The sequence below is a fragment of the Arthrobacter sp. 9V genome, assembly GCF_902506065.1.
In the GTDB taxonomy this organism is placed as follows: Bacteria; Actinomycetota; Actinomycetes; order Actinomycetales; family Micrococcaceae; genus Arthrobacter.
This window is the reverse complement of sequence record NZ_LR732948.1, coordinates 1-1,113: the sequence shown is the minus strand read 5'-3', so window position 1 is coordinate 1,113 and position 1,113 is coordinate 1. Positions and strand designations below refer to the sequence as shown.

Below are 1,113 nucleotides of genomic sequence, written 5' to 3'. Positions count from 1 at the left end.
GGTGACGTCAGCCCCGGGGATCGGTGCGCCGGTGGCATCGACGATCGTCAGGGTCGTCTCGCCGAAGCGGTGCTCTGGTGCGTGCGTCATCGCGGGTCCTCCGACATCGTCGTCCGGGATCGTATTTGTTGCGCGCGCAAACATAGCAGCCGGTCTCGCCGCGGTCACCCGGAATCCTGCCGAGGGTGAGAGGATGCGTTCGCATCCGCACTGCTGCGGGGCGCGCGGCACCAGTGTCGGGCCAGAAATCGATGTCAAACAAGACCGAGTCGGCCTTGCTGTGAGGTGGCCCCAGTGGTCTTGTTGGAAGCGGAACGTGCAGGCTCCCTGCGGCGCGAGCTGGAAGCCGCCCGTGCGGACGGCCACGCGCGCACACGGCTGGAACCGTTCCCGAGCCGCGCGGGCGCACGGTGGCTGCTCCGGCTCGCGTTCGCCGTCCCGTTCCTGATCCTCGCCGTCTTCAGCGCCGACCCCACCGTGGCCGACGTCACCGTCAACCGCTCCGTCGTGGACCACGTCGCGACACTGAGTTGGGACCGGGCGGACGTCTCGTGGCTCAGTGAGCTCTACCCGCCGCTGGGCACGGTCCTGGTGCGGCTCATCCCCGGTGGCGCCGCCGGCCTCGCGGCGGCCGGGGCCCTGGTCGCCGGGATCCTGCTGCAGCAGTTGCTCGAGGCCATGGTCCAGCGACGCTTCCCCTGGTGGAAGAGCACGGTCTTCCTCGTCGCGATCGGCGCGAACCCGCTCTTCGCGTACACCGCCACGGGCAACTTCGAAGCGCTCCTCGGCATCGCACTGTTCGGGATCGGCGCGATCAACATGGTCCGCTTCGTCTCCAGCCGGAACACCAAGGCAGGCTTCGAGTCCGGGATCCTCTTCATGCTCGCGGCGTTGGCGGATGCTTCGGGGCTCGTCCTCGTGGTCGCGGCGGCGATCACCGCCCCACTGCTCTCCGTCGCCCGGCGGAGCGAGTCGGGGGCGCGATGGTCGAACGTGCTCATCGTGCTGTTCCCGACGATCGCGGTCTTCGGGGCGGTGATGTTCCTCGAGGCGCTGTTCGGACGGAACCCGTTGCTGGTGTTCCAGAACGCCGTCCACTACGACCCCGCGCTC

At 69.0% G+C, this 1,113-nt stretch carries 1 protein-coding gene; it reads left to right on the top strand.

Annotated elements, in window-relative coordinates; all coding sequences use genetic code 11:
• Positions 1-294: 294 nt before the first annotated feature.
• A partial coding sequence (locus BACI9J_RS22650) for a hypothetical protein (protein ID WP_159736644.1) occupies positions 295-1,113 on the top strand: 819 nt, incomplete at its 3' end.